Raw genomic sequence first — 14,629 nt, 5'->3', positions numbered from 1 at the left:
GTCATGGGAGCTCAACAGATGGGTGTCAGCCTCTCCAAGGGCGGGAACGTCTCGCTGACCAAGGAGGCGCCGGGTCTGACCGCCGTGAACGTCGGCCTCGGCTGGGACGTCAACACGTTCTCCGGCGGCGACTTCGACCTGGACGCGTCGGCGATCATGCTCGACGCCGGCGGACGGGTCACCCCGGACGACTCGGGCTTCATCTTCTTCAACAACCTGCGCAGCGCCGACGGCTCCGTCGTCCACGTCGGTGACAACCTCACCGGCCAGGGCGAGGGCGACGACGAGGTCATCCAGGTCAACCTGGCCGGTGTCCCGCCGACCGTCGACAAGATCGTCTTCCCGGTGTCGATCTACGACGCCGACAACCGCAAGCAGAACTTCGGCGCGGTCCGCAACGCGTTCATCCGCGTCGTGAACCAGGCGAACGGCTCCGAGATCGCCCGCTACGACCTCACCGAGGACGCCTCGGTCGAGACCGCCATGGTCTTCGGTGAGCTGTACCGCAACGGCGCCGACTGGAAGTTCCGCGCCGTCGGCCAGGGCTACGCCTCCGGCCTGCGCGGCATCGCCCAGGACTTCGGCGTCAACGTCGGCTGACCTGCCGCACCCCCCGCCGGGCCCGGACGCCACCGCGTCCGGGTCCGGCGCCCCGGCCGGCGGGGACCCCGCCCGCCGCACCCCGAGCCCCCCGAGACCCGGAGGACCCGCCGTGTCCGCACCCGCCCGCCGCCGCCCGGCGCACCCCGCCTGAGCCGCCCGGTGGTCCACGTCCTCACCCGGGGCGGCAACGTCGGCCTCGCCCAGGCCGGCCTGACCGGCCCCGTCGTCGTCACCCTGACCTGGAAGCCCGCGCCCGGGGTCGACGCCGACCTCTCGGCGTTCCTCACCACCGGCGCCGGCCGGGTCCGCAGCGACGACGACTTCGTCTTCTACAACCAGCCCGCGGGGGCCGGCGGCGCGGTGCGCCACCTCGGCAAGTCCGCCCGCGGCGGCGCCACCGTCGACCAGGTGCGCATCGACCCCGCGGCGCTCCCGGCCGACGTCGAGAAGGTCGTCATCGGCGCCTCGCTCGACGGCGCCGGCACCTTCGGCGGGCTCTCCGGGCTCGCCGTCGAGGTGGGCGCCGAGGGCGGCGGTCCGGCCGCGGTGCGCTGCAAGCTCGCCGCCGGGCCCGAGACCGCGCTCGTGTTCGCCGAGGTGTACCGCCGCGGCGCCGAGTGGAAGGTCCGCGCCGTCGGGCAGGGCTACACCAACGGCCTGGCCGGCCTGGCCACCGACGTCGGCGTCAGCGTCGACGACGAGCCCGCCGCCGCACCCGCCGCGGCAGCCGCGGCGCCTGCCGCGCAAGCTGCCGCCCCGCCGCCGGCGCCCGCCGCACCGGCCGCGCCGCCGGTCAGCATGGAGAAGCGCCGGCTGGTCGACCTCGAGAAGAAGCTCGCGACCTCCGCGCCGCAGATGCTCAGCCTGGTCAAGACCGCCGGGGTCAGCCTGGAGAAGCGGGGCCTCGGCGAGCACACCGCCCGGGTCGCGCTGGTGCTCGACATCTCCGGCTCCATGGCCGCGCTCTACCGCGCCGGCGCCGTCCAGCGGCTCGCCGAGCGGGTGCTCGCGCTCGGCCTGCGGTTCGACGACGACGGCGTCGTCGACGTCTTCCTGTTCGGCAAGGACGTGCACCGGCCCGAGCCCGGCCTGCGCCTGGAGGGCCACCAGCAGTACATCGCCGACCTCACCCGGCAGTACCCGCTGGAGTACGACACCCGCTACGGCGCCGCGATGGCCGCCGTCCGGCAGGCCTACTTCGGCGACAGCCGCGAGCGGGTCGAGCCGCAGCCCGCGCAGGTGCCCGTCTACGTCATGTTCCTCACCGACGGCGCCCCGAGCGACAAGTCGGTGGCCACCCGGCAGATCAAGGCGGCGTCCTACGAGCCGGTGTTCTGGCAGTTCATGGGCATCGGCCCGGAGCGGCAGTTCTCCTACCTGCAGCGGCTCGACGACCTCGACGGCCGCTACACCGACAACGCCGACTTCTTCGCCGTCGACCAGGACGACCTCATGGGCCGCCGGCCGATCAGCGACGACGCGCTGTTCGACCGGCTCATGACGGAGTACCCCGGCTGGCTCCAGCGGGCCCGCGCGCAGGGCCTGCTCCGTCCCTGAGTCGCACCGTCCCTGACCGTTCCCGGCCCGACACCTGCCGTTCCGACGGCGGCCAGCCCGCATCCAGCAGAGGGTGAGAGGGATCTGACGTGCGCCACTTCGCCTACCTGACCGACGTCGAGCGTGCCCGGCTGTTCGCCGTCCCACCCGGGGACGTCGGCCCGGCGACGCCACGGGCCCAGCTCGCCCTGGCCCTCGGCGCCACCCTCTACAGCCCCGGCACCCGGCCGGCCCTGGACGCCGACGCCGTCCGGGCCGCCGCGGTCGGCGCCACCAGCACCGTCTGGTGCCTGGAGGACGCCATCCCGCACGCCGCGGTCGGGGAGGCCGAGGCCAACGTCGTCGCCGCCCTCCAGCGCCTCGACCGCCGGGCCGCCGAGGGCGACCCGGCGCCGCTGCCGCTGGTCTTCGTGCGGGTCCGCACTCCCGGGCAGATCCGCTCGATCGCGCTGGCCGCGGGTCCGGCGCTGGCCCGGCTCACCGGCTTCAGCCTGCCCAAGGCGACCGGCGCCACCCTCGGCCCGATGCTCGAGGCGATCGCCGAGGTGGGCGCCGCCACCGGCCTGCCGCTGTACGGCATGCCGATCCTCGAGACGCCCGACCTCGCCTGGCGGGAGACCCGCGCCGAGGCGCTGGCCGCGCTCGCCGCGGTCGTCGAGGCGTACCGCGAGATCGTGCTGTGCCTGCGGGTGGGCGGCACCGACCTGTCGGGGCTGTTCGGCCTGCGCCGCGACCGCGACACCACCATCTGGGACGTCGCCGTCGTCCGCGACTGCCTCGCGGACGTCGTCAACCGGTTCACCCGGGGCGGCGAGCACGTGGTCACCGGCGCGGTGTGGGAGCACATCCCCGGGCAGCGCCTCTTCAAGCCGCAGCTGCGCCAGTCGCCCTTCACCCAGCAGGACGAGGGCCCGCTGCGGCAGCAGCTCATCGACGGCGACCTCGACGGCCTGGTGCGCGAGGTGGCCCTCGACAAGGCCAACGGCGTGCTCGGCAAGACCGTCATCCACCCGGCGCACGTGTCGGTGGTCAACGCCCTGCTCACCGTCTCCCGCACCGAGTACGACGACGCCCTGGAGATCCTGACGGCCCGCGGCCGGGGCGGCATCGCGGTGTCGGAGCACGGGCGGATGAACGAGATCGGCCCGCACGCGCTGTGGGCGGAGCTGATCAGCCGCCGCGCCGCGGTCTACGGCGTCGTCGCCGACGAGGCCGCGCTGGTCGAGCTGCTGGCGGCCAGCAGCCGCCGGCTGGCCGAGGTGTTCGCGGCGGGGGAGGCGCGGCGCGCGTGACGGCCACACTCCGCGATGCCGCAGGACCCGGCGGGGACGTCGTCGCCGCAGGGATCGGCGGCACCGTCTCCCGCCTGCTCGACGTGCGGCCCGCCGACCCCGGCCGGTTCGCCGCGCTGTGCGGCCTGGCGCTGCGCGACAACCCGCGCCGCGCGCACCTCGTCGTCTCCCGGGTGCTCGGCAAGCACGTGCCGGTCCCGCCGGCCGACGTGATCGCCGCCGCGGACGCCCTCGGCGACGAGGTGGCCGCCCTGCTCGGCGGGCGGACGCCCGGGTTGGTCGTCGGCTACTGCGAGACCGCCACGGGCCTCGGGCACGCCGTCGCCGCCCGGCTCGGGGCGCCGGCGCTGTCGACCACCCGCCGCGTGCACCCGGGCGTGCCGGTGGCCGCGGCGTTCGAGGAGGAGCACTCGCACGCCGTCGCGCACGCGCTGCAGCCGGCCGGCGCGGTGTCGCTGGACGCCCCCGGCCCCCTCGTCCTCGTCGACGACGAGCTGACCAGCGGCCGCACCGTGCTCAACACGGTCGCCGAGCTGCAGGCCCGCTGGCCGCGGGAGCGCTACGTCGTCGCCACGCTGCTCGACGCCCGCCCGCCGGCCGCCCGGGCCGCGTTCGCCGAGCGCGCCGCCGAGCTGGGGGTGCGGGTCGACGTCGCCGCCGTCCTCGGGACGTCGCTCGACCTGCCGGACGACGTGCTGTCGCGGGCCGCCGCGGCGCGCGCCGCGCTGCCCGCCGCGGCGCCGCCGCCGTCCGGGGCGCCCGGTGCGGTGCGCGTGCACGCCGGGCTCTGGCCGGCCGGCGCGCCGACCACCGCCCGGCACGGCCTGACGGCCGCCGGCACCGCCGCGCTGCAGCGGGCCGCGGCGGAGGCCGCCGCCGCGCTCGCCCCGGCGCTCGCCGGCAGCCGCGGCGTCCTCGTGCTCGGCACCGAGGAGCTCATGTACGCGCCGACCGTGCTCGCCGCCGCCCTGGCCGGCCGGCTCGCCGGCGTCCCCGTCACCACCCAGTCGACCACCCGGAGCCCCGTGCACGCCGCCGACGACCCCGGCTACGCCCTGCGCCGCAGCCTCGCCTTCCCCGCGCCCGACGAGCCGTCGCGCACCTCGCTCGTGCACAACCTCGCCGACCCGGCCGCCGTCCCGGCCGGGCGCTGGTCGGACCTGCGCGCCGACGACGTCGTGGTCGTCGTCGACGCCCCGGCCGCCGACGCCGCCCCGCTGGCCGAGGCGCTGCGCCCTTTCGCCGGCCGCGCCGTGCACCTGGTGCCCGTGCCGCTGTCGGAGCCGGCCCCGTGACCGCGCTGCAGCCGGGCCTCGCGCCCGCCGTCCCCGGCCGGTTCGGCTCCTACGCGCCCGAGGAGGTGACCTGGCTGCTCACCGACCTGTCCTCGGTCGCGCTCGAGCGCGGCACGGAGGACCGCGAGGAGGCCATCCAGTCGGGCACCCACTACTCGGAGATGCTGCCGGTCGAGTACCAGCCCGACGAGGCGTACCTCGCGCTGTTCACCGCCGCGCTGGAGGCCTCCGCGCAGCGCCTGGCCGACGCCGTCGCCCGGGTCGGCGAGCTGGTCTGGGACGCCGCGGCCGCGTCCGGGCAGACGCCGGTGCTGGTCTCCCTCGCCCGCGCCGGGACGCCGATCGGCGTGCTGTTGCGCCGCTGGTTCCTCGCCTCGCGCGGCGTGGAGGTGCCGCACTACACCGTCTCGATCATCCGGGGCCGCGGCATCGACCAGGTGGCCATGGCGCACGTGCTCGCGCGGCACCCGGCGGCGGCGGTGCGCTTCGTCGACGGCTGGACCGGCAAGGGCGCGATCCAGCGGCAGCTCACCGAGGCCGTCGCCGCCTGGGCCGCCGCGCACCCGGAGGACGCCGCGCTGGACGACCGGCTCGCCGTCCTCGCCGACCCCGGCGTCTGCACCGAGCTGTACGGCACCCGCGACGACTTCCTCATCCCGAGCGCCTGCCTCAACAGCACGGTGTCGGGCCTGGTCAGCCGCACGGTGCTGCGCGAGGACCTCATCGGCCCGGGCATGTTCCACGGCGCGAAGTACTACGCCGAGCTCGCCGGCGCCGACGTCTCCGCGCTGTTCGTCGACACCGTCGCCGCCGCCTTCCCCGCGACCCCGCCCGCCGACGACGTCCCGCCCGCCGAGCGCCGGCCGACCTGGGCCGGGTGGGCCGCCGTCGAGGCGATCGCCGCCGGGTTCGGCATCGCCGACGTCAACCTGGTCAAGCCCGGGGTGGGGGAGACCACGCGCGTGCTGCTGCGCCGGGTGCCCTGGCAGGTGCTGGTGCGCCCGGACCGCGCGGAGGACCTGCGGCACGTCGCCGCGCTCGCGCGGGCCCGCGGGGTGCCGCTGGTGGAGGTCCCCGACCTGCCGTACTCGTGCGTCGGGCTGATCCGGCCGGTGGGCCGGTGACCGCCGTCCTGCCCGCCACCGGGCCGACCACCGTGGCCGCCGTCGACCTCGACCGCACGCTCATCTACTCGGCGTCCGCGGCGGGGACGACCGAGGGCCTGCAGGTGGTCGAGCACCTCGACGGCGCCCCGCTCAGCTCCGCCACGCCGGCGTCCTGGGAGCTGCTGGCCGAGCTGTCCCGCCGCGCCGTCCTGGTCCCGGTGACCACCCGCACCGAGGCCCAGTACGGCCGGGTGCGGCTGCCGGTCGTGCCCCGGTACGCGCTGTGCGGCAACGGCGGAGTGCTGCTCGCCGACGGTGTCCGCGACCCGGACTGGGACGCCTGGGCGGCCGCCACCGCCGCGGAGGCCGCGCCGCTGCCCGAGCTGCTCGCACCCCTGGAGGCGGTGGCCGGCGAGCCGTGGGTGCGCACCGTGCGCGCGGCCGAGGGCCTGTTCGGGTACCTCGTCGCGCACTCCCGCGACGGCATCCCGGAGGACTGGCTGGCCGCCACCACCGACGCCGCCACGGCCGCGGGCGCCACGCTGAGCGTCCAGGGCCGCAAGGTCTACGTCGTCCCCGCGGGGCTGTCGAAGGCCGCCGGGCTGCTGCGGCTGCGCCGGCTGCTCGCGGGGGAGGGGCCCGCGCCGCGGCTGCTGTGCGCCGGCGACAGCCTGCTCGACGCGCCGATGCTGCTGGCCGCCGACGCCGCCGTCCGCCCCGCGCACGGCGAGCTGCACGAGCAGGGCTGGACCGGCGCCCGGGTCGCGGTCACCGACGCCACGGGTGCGGCGGCCGGCGAGGAGATCGTCCGCTGGCTGCTCGCGCGGGCCTGACCGTGCCGGTCCGGGCGGACCTGGCCGGACTGGTGCCGGAGACCCGGGCCCTCTACGCCGCACGCGGCGAGCGGCGCGGGCCGGCCTCGGCCGACGAGCTGCGCGCCGTCCGCGCGCAGCTGCCGCCGGTGCGTCCGCCCGACGCGCACGCCGGCGCGGTCCCGCTCTGGGTCCACGCGCCGGACGGCACGGCGCGCGGCGCGGTCCTGGACGTCCCGGGCGGCGGGTTCACCCTCGGGCCGACGGCGGCCGGGCTGGCGCGGGCCGCGGAGACGGCGCGGTCGCTCGGCGTCGCCGTCGTGGTCCCCGGGTACCGGCTCGCGCCCGAGTCCCCGTGGCCGGCCGCGCCGGACGACTGCGAGACCGCCGCGCGCTGGCTGCTGGAGCACGCGCCGGCCCGGTTCGGCACCTCCGCGCTGGCGGTCGCCGGCAGCTCCGCCGGGGCCACGCTCGCCACGACGACGCTGCTGCGGCTCCGCGACGCCGGCCTCGCCGGGGCGTTCGCGGGCGCGGTGCTCGAGTACGGCACCTTCGACCTCAGCGGCACCACGCCCGCGGGCCGGCGGATCGCCGGCGAGTGGTTCCTCGAGGCGTACGCCGGGGCGGTCGCCGACCGCACCCTGCCCGACGTCTCGCCCGCCTTCGGCGACCTGCGCGGGCTGCCGCCGGTCCTGCTCGTCGTCGGGGAGCACGACGTCCTGCTGGACGACGACCTGGCCATGGCCGAGCGGCTGGCCGCCGCGGGTGTCGACGTCGACGTCCGCGTCTACCCGGAGCAGCCGCACGGCTTCACCGGCCACCCGACGGCGATGGCCCGCGCCGCCCGCACGGAGCGTGACGCCTGGCTCCTCGCCCGGCTCCTCGGCCCTTCCGGCGGCTAGTCCGCGCGGGCGGTGCGCACCAGCGCGGCCAGGCCCCGCTCGATCGACTCGGCCTCGCGCAGCACCGCGCCCCAGTCCGGCCGCTCGCCTCGGGCGGCCGACTCCAGCGCCGGCAGCCGGCGCGCGAGGTCCTCGAAGGTCCGGCGGAAGCGGCGGGCGCGCTCCTCGGGCAGCCCGCCGAGGAAGCGCCGGGCGTCGACGACGGCGCGCTGCACCTCGCCGAGCAGTGACCCGGGGTCGGCGGCGACGGCGTCCAGACGGGACAGCCGGCCGGTCGCGGCGCGCACCTCGTCGTCGACCCGGCCGGCCGCGGCACGGACCCGGGCCAGCAGCGCCTCGGCCTCCGGCACGTCGAGCGGGGGCTCGCGCAGCGCCGCGGTCAGCGCCGCCAGGGCCGCGTCGGCCTCGGCCAGCTCCTCGGCCGCCCGCTGCGGCGCCCGCTCGACGTCGGACCACGCCGACAGCGGGTAGCGCCGCCGCAGCTCGCTCATCACCGGCGCCAGCCGCTCGTGCCGGGTGCCGAGTGCCTCCCGGCGGGTGCGCACCGACGCCGCGCCCCGGCGCACCGCGTCGGCCCGGTCGCCCAGCCCGCGCAGCCGCTCGGCGGCGGCGTCGGCGGCCCGGCGGGCCCGGGACGCGGCCGCGGCGGCGTCGGCGGCGCGGCGCTCGGCCAGCGCCGCCGCCGCGGTGGCGAGGGCGGCGTCGGCCTCCCCGAGCAGGGGCGCGACGCCCGCGTCGGCGAGCCCGGTGCCGGCGAGCCCGTCCCGCGCGGCGGCGGCCGCGGTGCGGGCCTCCCGCGCCGCGGTCACCTCGGCGGCGGCCGCGGCCCGGGTGCGGGCGGCGGAGGCGAGCACCTCGCCGTACTGCTCGCGGAAGCGCAGCACCTGCGCGTGGACCTCGCGCAGCGCGGTGGCGGCGGCGCCCAGGTCGGCGGCGGCGCGGGCGGGGTCGGACGCGCCCGGCCCGTCGGCGGCGTTGTTGGAAAGCGCCTGCAGATAGTGTCCAATGACCGCGTCGGCGTGGGTCGAGAGATCCCGCCAGTCACGGGCCAACGAGTCGGGAGCGGGGATGCGGTGCTGAGCCCGTCGTCCGCCCGTCCCCCGTGCCGGGGCCGCGCCGGCCTCCTCGGCCGCGGCGACCGCGTCGGGCAGGTCCGCCAGGGCGACGTCGAGGTCGAGCATCGCGGCGGCCGCCGCCTCGCGCGCGGCCGCGGCCTCCCGCAGACCGGCGTCGCGGTCGCGGCGCCACCAGCGGGGAGCGGGTGCACCACCGAGCCCGCCCACGTCCGACTCCTCCCGCGCGACCGGGGCGGTCGCGCCCCGGCGCGGTCTGCCTACCACGTCGGGACCGGCCGCCCCCGGACGGGCGGCCCGGACCGCCCGGTCGGCTGAGCCCGTCCCGCCCGTCGCCCGCCGGAGGGCGGCGGGAACCGCAACCGCGCCCCTCCCGTTGGTAACCGGGGCCCGCGTCCCGGCCGATCCGGCCCGGTGAGCGCGGGCCCGTCGTCGCCGCCTGGTCGACCAGGCGCCGGAAAGGAAACCTGATGCTCCGCTACTTCGGCTTCTCCGTCGGTCTGACGGTGGCCGCGCTCGTCACCGCGGTGGTGTTCGGCGGGCCGGCGGCCCTGCTGGCCGTCGCGGTCCTCGGCGTCCTCGAGGTCTGCCTCTCGTTCGACAACGCCGTGGTGAACGCCAAGGTGCTGCGCCGGATGAGCCCGCTGTGGCGGAAGCTGTTCCTCTACGTCGGCATCTTCATCGCCGTGTTCGGCATGCGCCTGCTGCTGCCGATCGTGCTGGTGTCGGTGACCGCCTCGCTGTCGATCCCCGAGGTCTGGGACCTGGCGCTCAGCGACCAGGAGGCCTACGGCTCGGCCGTCGAGGACGCCGCCGAGGCCATCTACACCTTCGGCGGCATCTTCCTGCTGATGATCTTCCTGAACTTCCTCTTCGACGAGGACCGGGAGATCCACTGGCTGTCGTGGCTGGAGCGCCCGCTGGCCAAGGCCGGCAAGCTGCCCTACCTCGCCATCGTCATCGCGCTGGCCACCATCTACGTCGGTTCCCAGATCGCCGACGACGACAAGTACGCGACCGTCCTCATGTCCGGTCTCGCCGGCCTGTTCACCTACCTGCTCATCGGCGGCCTCAACGAGCTCATGGAGGCCCCGGAGACCGACGAGGACGAGGACGTCGACGCCACCGGCGGGACGACCTCCGGCGGCAATGCGGCCGGGGCGGCGACCAAGGCCGTGGCCGGCGCCGGTGCGGCCGCGTTCCTCTACCTCGAGGTGCTCGACGCGTCGTTCTCCTTCGACGGCGTCATCGGCGCGTTCGCCATCAGCAGCGACATCTTCATCATCGCGCTGGGCCTGGGCATCGGCGCCTTCTGGGTGCGGTCGCTGACCATCTACATGGTCGACAAGGGCACCCTCGACGAGTACCGCTACCTCGAGCACGGCGCCATGTGGGCCATCGGCTTCCTGGCCGTGATCATGATCCTCGAGCTGCGGTTCCACATCAGCGAGTACGTCACCGGCCTGACCGGCCTGCTGTTCATCGTCGCCGCGGTGATCAGCAGCATCGTGGCCAGCCGCCGCGAGGCCGCGGAGGTGCCCGCCGGCACCGCCGAGCAGCGCGACGAGGTGACCGCCGGCCGGCGCTGACGCACCGGCTCTCCAGCGGCCCCGGGGCACCCGCCCCGGGGCCGCTGGTGCGTCCGGGGAGGCCGGGGCGGGGGACCTACCGCCGGCCGGGACTTCGCGGATACGGTCCGGCCGGTCCCCGCACCCGTCCCGAGAGGCATCCGTGGCTCAGCTCACCGCCCACAAACGCGTCCTGCACGCCGACCTCCACGGCGACCGCATCCGGGCCGCCAGCGGCTCGATGGTCGCCGTCGAGGGCAACGTCGACTTCAAGAGCTCCGGCATGGGCGGGGGCGGCGGCATGCGGGCGGCGCTCAAGCGCGCCGTCGCCGGCGAGAGCATCTCGCTGATGGACTGCTCCGGCTCCGGCCGGGTGTACCTCGCGCTGGACGCGATGGACGTCCTCGTCGTCGACCTGGCCGGCGACACGCTCACCGTGGAGAGCGAGCACATCCTCGCCCACACCGAGCAGCTGCGCCTCGACGTCCAGTTCTCCGGGCTGCGCGGCGTCACCAGCGGGCAGGGCCTGGCGACGACGACGGTCTCCGGCCACGGCCAGGTCGCCCTGGTGTCCGAGGGCCCGGTCATGGCGCTGGAGGTCGCCCCCGGCGCCGAGCTCGTCGTCGACCCCGACGCCTACGTCGGCTCCCGCGGCCAGCTGTCGATGAACCTGGTCTCCGGCGTCTCCTGGAAGTCCCTCGTGGGCGAGGGCTCCGGCGAGCCCTTCTCCCTCCGCTTCACCGGCCACGGCCTGGTGCTCGTCCAGTCCGCGGAGCGCTGACCCGTGAGCTTCGAGACCGTCAACAGCAAGGTCGTGCGCGCCCACGTCAGCGCGTCGACGCCGGTGCTGGCCCGCCGCGGCGCGATGCTCGGCTACTCCGGGCAGGTCACCTTCCGGCCGGTGCACGGCCAGGGCCGCGGCATCGGCGGCATGGTCGGCGCGGCCATGTCGGGGGAGTCCAACGCGATGATGGCCACCGAGGGCACCGGCCAGGTGCTCTACGGCTACAAGGGCCTCCACGTCACCGTCCTCGAGCTCGACGGCGGCGCGCCCCTGGTCTGCGAGGCCGACCGGCTGCTCGCCCACGACGCGAACCTGCAGACCAGCGTCCAGTTCCTCGGCTCCGGCGGGATGAAGCAGGCGATCAGCGGCGCGATGACCGGCCAGGGCCTGTTCACCACCAACGTCCACGGCCGCGGCTCGGTCGCGGTGCTCTCGCACGGCGGGGCGTTCCCGCTGCAGCTCAACGGGCAGCAGGTCGGCGTCGACCCGCAGGCCTACGTCGGCCACGTCGGCCAGCTGTCGGTGGACCTCGCCGCCAAGGTGGGCTTCCGCGACGTCGTCGGCCGCGGGTCCGGCGAGGCGTTCCAGTTGAGGATCAGCGGCCACGGCACCGTGTACGTGCAGGCCAGCGAGCAGAAGTTCTGAGGCGGCGACGATGACCTACCCACCCGGCAACCCCTACGGCGGCGGCAACCCCTACGGCGGGCAGCCGCAGCCCGGCTACGGCCAGCCCCCGGGCAACCCCTACGGCCAGCCGCAGCCTGGCTACGGGCAGCCCCCGCCCGGGTACGGCCAGCCCCCGCCCGGGTACGGCCAGCCGCCGCCCGGCTACGGGCAGCAGCCGCCGTACGGGGGCCCGCCGCCCCAGGGCGCGCCCAGCGGCGTGCCGGCCACGCTGAACCCGCAGTCGCTGCCCGACGACGACAACGTCAACCCCTACGTGTTCTGCATCGCGCTCAACGGCGAGTGGTTCATGAGCAAGGGCGCGATGCTGGCCTACTACGGCAACATCCAGTTCGACGCCGTCACGGAGTACTCCTCGGTGCAGGCGTGGGTGGCCAACCGGTTCTCCAGCCCGGTCTACATCCAGGACTGGGTGGTCGCCCAGGGGCACGGCAAGCTGCTCATCGGCGACCGCGGCTTCGACCTCAACGCCTACGACCTCGACGACGGCAACCTGACGATCAAGGCGAGCAACCTCTGCGCGTTCTCCAAGCAGCTGGAGCTCAAGCAGTCGATCGTGCCGGGCTTCGTCACCCTCATCGGCACGGGCAAGTTCATCGCCTCGTCGAACGGGCCGGTGATCTTCGTCGAGCCGCCGTTCCGGGCCGACCCCGATGCGCTGCTCGGCTGGGCCGACTGCCCCTCGCCGTCGGTGCACCACGACGCGCAGTGGATGACGCAGAACATCCGCGGGATGATCTCGGGCGCGCTGGGCCGGGCCTCCGGCGAGGAGCGGCAGTACGACTTCACCGGGCAGGGCACGATCCTGCTGCAGTCCTCGGAGATCGCCCGCGAGGACCCGGCGGTGCTGCGACTGGTCGAGTCGCAGACCCAGCTGCTCACCAACGCCCAGGCCGGGTCCCTGGGCCAGCGGCTGGTCGCCCGCGCGCAGCAGCAGCACTGAGCGCGCCCCGGCCGGGTCCCGCGCGGGCCCGGCCGGGGTGAGCGCTGCACTACGCTCGGTAGGCCATGCGGCCCGCCGACCTCGCCCTGCTGCGCACGCCGGGGGTGCCCACCGTCTCGCCCGACGGGCGGATCGCGGTGGTGGCCGTGACGGCCCCCGACGTCGACGCCGACGAGTACCGCGGGCGGCTGTGGGCGGTGCCCACCGACGGCTCCGCGCCGGCCCGGCCGCTCACCGCCGGGGCCCGCGACTCCGCGCCGGCGTTCTCCCCGGACGGCCGCTGGCTGGCCTACCTGTCCGCCGAGCCCGGCGGCCGGCCGCAGGTGCACCTGCTGCCCACCGCGGGGGGCGCCCCGCGCCGGCTCACCGGCGCCCCGCTCGGCGCGGGTGCCCCGGTGTGGTCGCCGGACTCCCGCAAGCTCGCCTGGGTGGCGCGCGTGCCCGAGGAGGGCCGCTACGGCACCCCGGACGCCGACGGCCGGGTGGTGCCGCCGCAGGCCGAGCCGCCGCGGCTGGTCACCCGGCTGCGGTCGCGCCTGGACGACGTCGGGTACACCGCCGACCGGCCCTCCTGCGTGTTCGTCCTCGACCTGCCCGCCGATCCGCTGGCCGACGACGTCCCGGAGCCCCGCCGCGTCACCGACGGGTCGGGCGAGGACGCCGACGTGGCCTGGTCGCCCGACGGCGCGCTGCTGGCCTTCGTCTCCGCCCGGCACCCCGGCGCGGACCGCGACTGCGTGCGCGACGTGTTCGTCGTCCCGGTGACCGGCGGGCGGCCGCGGCGGGTGACCCGGAGCCGCGGCGAGTGCCGGCTGCCGGCGTTCGACCCGGCCGGCACCACGATCTACGTCACCGCCCGCCCCGACCTCGGCCCCGACGGGCTCGACGTCGCCGCCCGCTCGTTCACCCTGTGCCGAGTCTCCTTCGGCGGCGGGGAGCTCGAGCCGGTGCTCGACCCCGCCGAGGACGGCCGCGGCGACGAGACCCCGGCGACGGTGTTCTCCGGCGGGGCCGCGCTGGTCGGCGTCGAGCGGCGGGGCGGGGTGGAGCTGCTGCGGGTGCCGCTGGACGGCGGCCGGCCCGAGACCCTCGTCGACGGCCCGTTCACCGTGCGCGGGTTCGCCGCGGCGGGCGGGGTCGTCGTCGCCACCGTGGCGCACGACCGCTCGGCGGGGGAGCTGGTGGCGCTCACCCCCGGGCGGCGCCGGCTGCTCACCGGCTTCGGGACGGCGCTGGGCGCCACCGGCCGGCTGCACCGCGCGGCCGAGCGCACCGCCGCCGCCCCCGACGGGACGCCGGTGCACGGCTGGGTCACCGTGCCGCCGGGGGAGGGCCCGCACCCGGTGCTGCTGCTGGTGCACGGCGGGCCGTTCACGCAGGTGGGGTGGTCGCTGCTCGACGAGGTGCAGGTGTACGTCTCGGCCGGCTACGCGGTGGTGCAGTGCAACCCGCGCGGCTCGTCGGGCTACGGCGAGGCGCACGGCCGGGCGGTCGTCGGGGCGTGGGGCGGGCCCGACGCCGACGACGTGCTGGCCTTCCTCGACGCGGCGCTCGCCGACCCCGCGCTCGACGCCGGCCGGGTGGGCATCGCGGGCGGCTCCTACGGCGGCTACCTCACCGCGCTGCTGCTCACCCGCACCGACCGGTTCGCCGCGGCGGTCGTGGAGCGGGCGCTCACCGACCCGGTGTCCTTCGCCGGCACCAGCGACATCGGCTGGTGGTTCGCCGGCGCCCACCTCGGCGAGGACGCGGCGAGCCCGCTGGCCGCCGCCGAGCAGATCCGCACGCCCACCCTGGTCGTGCACTCCGAGGACGACGAGCGCTGCCCGGTCGAGCAGGGGCGGCGGCTGTTCGTGGCGCTGCACCGGCGCGGGGTGCCCACCGGGCTGCTGCTGTTCCCCGGCGAGGGGCACGAGCTGACCCGCTCCGGCCGGCCGCGGCACCGGGTGGCCCGCTTCGAGCACCTGCTCGCCTGGTGGGACCGCTGGCTGCCCGTGGGCGCGGGCTGAG

The 14,629-nt window shown here is 76.8% G+C and carries 13 protein-coding genes; 12 read left to right on the top strand and 1 reads right to left on the bottom strand.

The annotated features are described in order from the left end of the window. Positions 1–3: 3 nt before the first annotated feature. From BUE37_RS11740 to BUE37_RS11710, 7 genes are all read left to right on the top strand, one after another. Positions 4–600, top strand: coding sequence for a TerD family protein (locus BUE37_RS11740; protein WP_281248082.1), 597 nt, complete (start codon positions 4–6; stop codon positions 598–600). Positions 601–762: 162 nt separating this feature from the next. After that, entirely contained in the window at positions 763–2,160 is a 1,398-nt protein-coding gene (locus tag BUE37_RS11735) for a VWA domain-containing protein (RefSeq protein ID WP_073420311.1), read from the top strand. 89 nt (positions 2,161–2,249) lie between these two features. Further along, on the top strand, positions 2,250–3,452 hold the full coding sequence (locus tag BUE37_RS11730; protein ID WP_073420310.1) for an HpcH/HpaI aldolase/citrate lyase family protein: 1,203 nt from the start codon (positions 2,250–2,252) through the stop codon (positions 3,450–3,452). Continuing rightward, a complete protein-coding gene (locus BUE37_RS11725) occupies positions 3,449–4,747 on the top strand; it encodes a phosphoribosyltransferase domain-containing protein (protein WP_073420309.1) in 1,299 nt (432 codons plus the stop codon). The genes BUE37_RS11730 and BUE37_RS11725 overlap by 4 nt, the downstream gene beginning before the upstream one ends. Next, on the top strand, positions 4,744–5,871 hold the full coding sequence (locus BUE37_RS11720; RefSeq protein ID WP_175562813.1) for a cysteine protease StiP family protein: 1,128 nt from the start codon (positions 4,744–4,746) through the stop codon (positions 5,869–5,871). Before BUE37_RS11725 ends, BUE37_RS11720 begins: the two co-directional genes overlap by 4 nt. After that, on the top strand, positions 5,868–6,686 hold the full coding sequence (locus BUE37_RS11715; RefSeq protein ID WP_217651217.1) for an HAD family hydrolase: 819 nt from the start codon (positions 5,868–5,870) through the stop codon (positions 6,684–6,686). The genes BUE37_RS11720 and BUE37_RS11715 overlap by 4 nt, the downstream gene beginning before the upstream one ends. 2 nt (positions 6,687–6,688) lie before the next feature. After that, positions 6,689–7,567: an alpha/beta hydrolase fold domain-containing protein gene (locus tag BUE37_RS11710; RefSeq protein ID WP_245794542.1), complete on the top strand. Its 879-nt coding sequence runs from the start codon at positions 6,689–6,691 to the stop codon at positions 7,565–7,567. Here BUE37_RS11710 and BUE37_RS11705 read toward each other — a convergent pair. After that, on the bottom strand, positions 7,564–8,850 hold the full coding sequence (locus BUE37_RS11705; protein WP_073420308.1) for a hypothetical protein: 1,287 nt from the start codon (positions 8,848–8,850) through the stop codon (positions 7,564–7,566). The two genes, BUE37_RS11710 and BUE37_RS11705, sit on opposite strands and share 4 nt — an antisense overlap. Positions 8,851–9,110: 260 nt before the next feature. On the opposite strand from BUE37_RS11705, the gene BUE37_RS11700 reads away from it, so the two are divergent. The 5 genes from BUE37_RS11700 to BUE37_RS11680 all read left to right on the top strand — a co-directional run bounded on the left by BUE37_RS11700 (position 9,111) and on the right by BUE37_RS11680 (position 14,628). Then, positions 9,111–10,229: a DUF475 domain-containing protein gene (locus tag BUE37_RS11700; protein ID WP_217651216.1), complete on the top strand. Its 1,119-nt coding sequence runs from the start codon at positions 9,111–9,113 to the stop codon at positions 10,227–10,229. A 142-nt stretch (positions 10,230–10,371) separates the two neighbouring features. Continuing rightward, a complete protein-coding gene (locus BUE37_RS11695; protein WP_073420306.1) occupies positions 10,372–10,989 on the top strand; it encodes an AIM24 family protein in 618 nt (205 codons plus the stop codon). A gap of 3 nt (positions 10,990–10,992) precedes the next feature. Continuing rightward, positions 10,993–11,637 carry an AIM24 family protein gene (locus tag BUE37_RS11690; protein WP_073420305.1) on the top strand — a complete coding sequence of 215 codons (645 nt, stop codon included), beginning with the start codon at positions 10,993–10,995 and terminating at the stop codon, positions 11,635–11,637. Positions 11,638–11,647: 10 nt separating this feature from the next. Beyond that, positions 11,648–12,619 carry an AIM24 family protein gene (locus tag BUE37_RS11685; RefSeq protein ID WP_083628569.1) on the top strand — a complete coding sequence of 324 codons (972 nt, stop codon included), beginning with the start codon at positions 11,648–11,650 and terminating at the stop codon, positions 12,617–12,619. 65 nt (positions 12,620–12,684) lie between these two features. Beyond that, positions 12,685–14,628, top strand: coding sequence for a S9 family peptidase (locus tag BUE37_RS11680; RefSeq protein WP_073420304.1), 1,944 nt, complete (start codon positions 12,685–12,687; stop codon positions 14,626–14,628). The last annotated feature ends 1 nt before the right edge of the window (position 14,629 follow it).

Source organism: Geodermatophilus nigrescens, assembly GCF_900129495.1.
Classification (GTDB): Bacteria; Actinomycetota; Actinomycetes; order Mycobacteriales; family Geodermatophilaceae; genus Geodermatophilus; species Geodermatophilus nigrescens.
Note: the sequence above shows the minus strand (reverse complement) of the source record. Positions and strands in the feature narration are given on the sequence as shown.

Coding starts and splice junctions, on each gene's coding strand:
- BUE37_RS11700 (WP_217651216.1), top strand. CDS start 9,111: ATGCTCCGCTACTTCGGCTTCTCCGTCGGTCTGACGGTGGCCGCGCTC.
- BUE37_RS11680 (WP_073420304.1), top strand. CDS start 12,685: ATGCGGCCCGCCGACCTCGCCCTGCTGCGCACGCCGGGGGTGCCCACC.
- BUE37_RS11740 (WP_281248082.1), top strand. CDS start 4: ATGGGAGCTCAACAGATGGGTGTCAGCCTCTCCAAGGGCGGGAACGTC.
- BUE37_RS11685 (WP_083628569.1), top strand. CDS start 11,648: ATGACCTACCCACCCGGCAACCCCTACGGCGGCGGCAACCCCTACGGC.